The organism is Okeania sp. SIO2B3 (genome assembly GCF_010672525.1).
In the GTDB taxonomy this organism is placed as follows: domain Bacteria; phylum Cyanobacteriota; class Cyanobacteriia; order Cyanobacteriales; family Microcoleaceae; genus Okeania.
Window position 1 is genome coordinate 22865 of the sequence record NZ_JAAHGH010000096.1, and the last position, 6015, is coordinate 28879.

2 protein-coding genes are annotated in these 6015 nt (G+C 37.5%); one reads left to right on the forward strand and one right to left on the reverse strand.

Annotation, left to right across the window (positions count from 1 at the left end; all coding sequences use genetic code 11):
• Nucleotides 1-744 precede the first annotated feature (744 nt).
• Nucleotides 745-3198 (reverse strand): phenylalanine--tRNA ligase subunit beta, encoded by a 2454-nt coding sequence (gene pheT, locus F6K15_RS31210; protein WP_293068944.1) that lies wholly within the window; start codon nt 3196-3198, stop codon nt 745-747.
• Between the two features lie 1551 nt (nt 3199-4749).
• Here pheT and F6K15_RS31215 point away from each other — a divergent pair.
• Nucleotides 4750-6015 (forward strand): serine/threonine-protein kinase (locus tag F6K15_RS31215; protein ID WP_293068946.1); only part of this gene is annotated, 1266 nt, incomplete at its 3' end.

Here is a 6015-nt window from a genome sequence, read left to right on the forward strand (position 1 = left end):
TTTAACTTTGTTTGTGGAAATTCTCAATATTCATTAAATTATATTTAACTTGATGGCATTCAAGTTGTCTAAATTGGGATAATTAAACTCCGTAATCATTCAGAAGTTTGAACAATAAATATTATATTAACTGTCTTAATATTAATCTATTAATGAAAAAATAGCTACAGATATCAGCGGAAATAGTTTTTCTGGAGAGGTGTTTTTGGTACGGAATACTAAGCAAATATGTCGGCGACAGTCGTTTTTGCTCTTGGCAAAAGTTTCTTGGGTAATATTGCAAATTATATGAAATACAAAAAATTGTGCAAATATTACGAATCTCCCCATCTCCCCATCAATCTTTGGTAACAAACATTACGTATTTCATATATTATTGCTCTGCTGATTAATTCTAAAAGTATTGACTGATATTGGTTTTAGCGTTTTAGAGTTGAAAAAAGTACCAGCTTTGGAATGGAAAAAGCTCATGCATGCTAGTATTTTGGGATGATTATGGCAGAAAAATTGAGAGACAATTCTTACTCCTAGCTCCTCTACATTCCCCTAACTCCCCTCCTGGGAGGGGTCAGGGGTGGGTTGTCTCCTGTCTTCCCCTCCTGGGAGGGGCCCGCGGGTGGGTTGTCTCCTGTCTCCTACCCCAGCCAAAAGACTTTTGAGCGCAAACCCTATATAGATATATTTCTTGTTGATAATTCACCATTTTGATTTCGATGATGAACTACCAACAATAACTCACAAATATTAACTTCTGAGATTTACTTGAAATTTATCAACCAAAGCATCTCGAACCTTTTGTTGAATTGGGTCAATATCTGCATCAGTAAGAGTACGATCGCTCATCCGATATATTAATCGAAATGCTAAACTCCTTTGACCTTCCGGTACATTTTCACCCCGATATTCGTCAAATAATTCTATTGAGTCTAATAACTTTCCAGCAGACTCAGAAATTACCTGTTTAATCTCATTCACAGACACATCAACTGACACAAAGAAAGCAATATCTCGGTCAGCAGGTGGGAAAGTAGAATAACCGCTAAACTTGCGCCTCAACATATCTGCTTGAGTCATCACTGACAAAAGTAACTCTAAGTTCAGTTGAAAAACATAAACCTCATCTGGTAACTCTCGCTCCTGTCGTAGTTGAGGATGCAATTGCCCGAATACACCGAGTGACTTACCTTCCAACCATAATGAAGCTGTTCTCCCTGGATGCAATAAGGAATTTTCAGAGTCTTGTTTATATTCAACTGCTAAATAGAGTCGTTCAAATACTTGTGTCAAAATACCTTTAGCTTCAAACCAACTTAAAGGTTGTTCCCGACCACCTAGAGTCCAACTTTTGGGAGCGTTACTAATAATTCCGGCGATCGCATCTGCTTCCTCAAATTTTTCTCCCTGTTTCCAGAAAATACGACCTATTTCAAACCCATTTAATGCTCCATTTCCTTGTTCGAGATTATATTGAAAAGCATCAATAAGTCCAGTTAGTAATTCTGTACGGAGAGCAGAATATTCCACAAATAAAGGGTTAGCGATCGCTATTTGATTTTCCTCACCTTGCTTAACCAAAGAATAGTGCATCAATTCAGTTAACCCTGCTCCACGGAAAGCTGCCCTGAGATGAAGCACCGCAGACTGTTCCGGTGGTAAATAACCCGCAGCACTTTTGCTCGGTAGAGTTTCGCAGAAGTTATCATATCCATACAAACGGGCCACTTCTTCTATCAGATCTATTTCCCGTTCTAAATCTCGATAACGATACGGAGGTACTTTCACATTCCAAACTACTTCCTCTGTAGTTTCCGCTCTAATTAAACCACATCCTAAAGATGTGAGAATACCTTCAACTTCTTCTGGTTGGAGAAAAGATTCATACAAAGTACCTTCTCCGCGCTTCAGCGGTCCTAAAATTTCATTAATTCGGTTGAGACGGAGAGATAGTTCACGAGTTACTGTCAGGTGGTCTGCTGCGGTGCTAAAAGTTTCTTGAGTAGTAGTCTTCCCACCAGCTAGTTCAGTAATTAACATAATAGCACGACGGCAGGCCAATGCTAATTCAGCTTGATTAACCCCACGTTCATATCTAGTTGATGCTTCTGTGCGTAGACCTTGAGTCCTAGCTGAACGACGGATAGCGATCGGAGCAAAAATTGCTGCTTCTAATAATATGTTTGTGGTCTTGTCATTAACTTCAGTTTCTTCACCACCCATTACTCCAGCTAAAGCAACTGGTTTGTCATTGGCCGTAATTAATAAAGTTTCAGCTTCCAGGGTCCGCTTTTGACTATCTAAGGTAGTGAGAGATTCGTCAGATTTTGCATAACGAACTCCTATTGTCAACTTCTCATTACCTGTCAGGGCTATTAACCTATCTTGGTCAAAGCCATGAAGGGGCTGACCCCACTCTAATAAAATATAGTTAGTAACATCTACTACATTATTGATAGACCGAATACCTGCAGCATCCAACCGTTGTTTTAACCATTCTGGTGAAGAAGCAATTTTTACTCCTTCAATGACAGTACCAATATAGATCGGGCAAGCTGCCGACTCTGAGATATCTATTTTCAGACTGCTGGAGCTTTCTTGGTCTTTAATCAGAGCGCTAGAAGTTTCTGGCATTCTCAGAGATGCTCCTGTCAAGGCCGCCACTTCTCGAGCAACACCAATCATACTCAAAGCATCAGCACGATTTGCCGTTGTTGTCAAGTCTAAAATGATATCGTCTAGACCGAGTAAAGGCCGAACATCACTGCCCAATTGGGGATTTTCTAATTCAAAGATATGAATTCCTTCAGAATCTTTTGTTAAGCCCAATTCTGCCAAGGAACAAATCATCCCTTCAGAAGGGACACCTCGTAGTTTACTCTTTTTAATTTTTAGGTCAATTTTCGACAAATAAGTACCAATAGTCGCTACTGGTACATAAATATCTGCTTTAGCATTAGACGCTCCACAGACAATATTTAATGGCTCTGCTTTACCAATATCTACTTGGCAAACTTGGAGTTTATCAGCATTAGGATGCTTATTAGCTTCTAGTATTTTTCCTACGACTACCCCAGTTGCCCAGGTGCTTCGATCTTCTATTTCTTCTACCTCAAAGCCTGCCATTGTCAGAGTTTCGGCTAATTCTTCTGGAGAAATTTTGATGTCTACCAGTTCCCGCAACCAGTTCAGAGAGATACGCATTCTTTAATAATTCCCGATCTTTAGGCACAGTAGAGCAAGATATTTGCTCTTAGGCCATATTTATAACTTCAAGTAACATTTTATCTCTCTGGTGGGTGGGGTCTTGCCAAACTTTTAATTTATTGTTGGTCTTGATGGTCAAAGGGATATGGCAAAGAAACTACTATCCGTTCTATTATGAATGCAGGGTTGTTTTACAATGGATAATTGACAATTGATAATTAATAATTAATCCATTCGGCTTTATTGCCTCTCCTTTTAAGGAGAAAAAAGCGGTCGAAGGATGGTGAGGTCTCCTCGCCATATCCATCAGACCAAGAGAAGAAATCAGATTTCCTTATATTCAATTCCGTAGCGGTTTTAACCAGAGGTAATTATCCATTATCAATTGATGAATATTCCCTTTTCTCTACCTTAATTAAATGTTAAATTAATTTTCATAGGTACTTAAATTTTGGGCGTGGGAGCGGAATAAGTGAGTTTAAAACTCCCAACAAATCATCAATTTAGTGGTCTTTAGTTAGTAGTTGGCCTTAACCTCTCACTAATTAGGGTTTGCGCTCAAAAGTCTTTTTCAGGAGTAGGGGACCCACCCCTAACCCCTCCGGTGGAGGGGAAAAGGGGAGTAGGGGAGTAGAGAGTAGTTAGGAGAAACGAGGAATTAATAAGGAGATAGTCGGATATATTTGTCCCTTAATTTTTCTGCTAAAATTTCTGCCTTTTATGCTAAGTTTTTGAGGGTTTTCAACGTGATACCAGGTACTTTTTTCGCTCCTTTAAATGCTAAAACCTTTATCAAAAGAGTGCTTTTAGATTTAATCAGCAGAGCAATAATTAATTCTGTACTCCAATACTTCCTTTAACGGTTAGATCCTTGACCTGATTTCTAAATTATTCTTCCAGAATCACAAAAGGTAAAAGTTACAAATGTTACTTTATGAATTACTAATTCACTCAAAATTAATTACTAATTTACTCAAATGATTATCAGTTAAAGTTTTTAACCGTATGTATCTACTATTGACTTTTGTGGAGTTTGCAGACACAGAACTCAAAAGTCATATTAATGCTTTCGAGTAACTCATTAGTATTACGGATGGCTACTTTTGATTTTAAATACTTTATGCTTCTACTTTTCTGTCCTGGCGAAGATACTTTTTCTCATTATAGAAATATTTGATTTAAAGATAAACTTAATCTTAATCAAGAATTTTTTGATTTGAGACTATTTAGCAAAATAACTATAAACTTTAATCATATTATCATCTCACTATTACATAAGTATAATGTAATATATCTAGATTATTAAGTTAATTATTTAAAATCAACCTATTTAACAAATGTGTAGCATATCTACCTCTTGTTAGGAAATATATATAACTATACTATTAACTATATATCTGGACTCATCAAGCCCGGACTACGATAGATTTATGAAATTTTAAAGAATAAGCTTTGTGTAAATCAAAATAAATTGGCCCTTGTTTAGTGAAATTAGTGTGAAGAGATTGGTCATTCAAAGAAAAATTCAAATTAGTGTTTTTGCATAATATGAGCTATTGTATAAATCCTGCCTGTCCTCAACCTCAGAACCCAAATAGTGTAAATAGATGTCAAGCTTGTGGTTCAGAGTTGATTTTGCGCGATCGCTATCAAATTATTCAACCTCTTGGTAAAGGGGGTTTTGGAGCAACTTTTTTATCTAAGGATACCTCATTACCAGGAGATCCAATTTGTGTCATCAAGGAATTGCGTCCATCCACAACAACACCAAGTGTATTAGAGATGTCGCGAAGACTATTTGAGCGAGAAGCTGAAACTCTGGGAAAAATTGGCCATCATCCCCAAGTACCTAGATTATTGGGTTATTTTGAGTGGAAGAAACATTTTTATTTAGTTCAAGAATATGTGAGTGGCTCAACATTAAAACAGGAGGTCAAAAAACAGGGTCCACTTGCCGAAGAACAAGCTCAAAAATTTTTACTTGAGATATTGCCAGTAATAAGTTATATCCACACTCAAGAAGTAATTCACCGAGATATTAAACCTGCTAATATTATTCGGCGGAGTCAGGATGGTCATTTAGTACTGATCGACTTCGGTGCGGTGAAAGATCATGTTAGTCAAACTCATATCGCCAGTGGTGGTACAGGAGAAACTGCTTTTACAAATATTTCTATTGGTACTTCTGGTTTTGCTCCACCAGAACAAATGGCTTTGCGACCTGTATACGCAAGTGATATTTATGCCCTAGGAGTAACTTGCATTTTTCTGCTGACAGGAAAAACTCCAAATAGCCTTGGTTACGATCAGATCAATGGTGAAATTCTCTGGCGCCCTCTGGTTAATATTAGCGACTGGTTTGGGGAAATATTAGAGAAAATGTTAGAAGTTTCCGTGCGACATCGCTTCCAGTCAGCAGAAGAACTTTTAACAGCATTGAAGAAAAAAGAACCTGAGAAAAAGCAGGTTGAACCTACTCCAGATAATAGTCTAAATACAGTATTTAGAGAAGAGTCCACAGTTTTCCATGAAAATGAAGAAGATTTTTCCTGGATGTCTCCTAATACTCAAGTTGCTCAAAAAATTCGAGAGCGGAAAACTCGTTTAGAAAGGAATTCTGCAACTCGATCTCGACCTCAGATGAAGATGAGGAAAGAAGTTACTAAAGGATATTTGACTACGGTTTCTCCAAAAAAGACAACAACATTAAACTCTAAAACCCCAGAAAAATGGACTGCTGCAACATTGCGTAGTGCTTATGTTAAAGGTAGAAGAGATTTTGCTGATTGTAATTTAAGTCGCTTGAACTTGCGA

Coding starts and splice junctions, on each gene's coding strand:
- pheT (WP_293068944.1), bottom strand. CDS start 3,198: ATGCGTATCTCTCTGAACTGGTTGCGGGAACTGGTAGACATCAAAATT.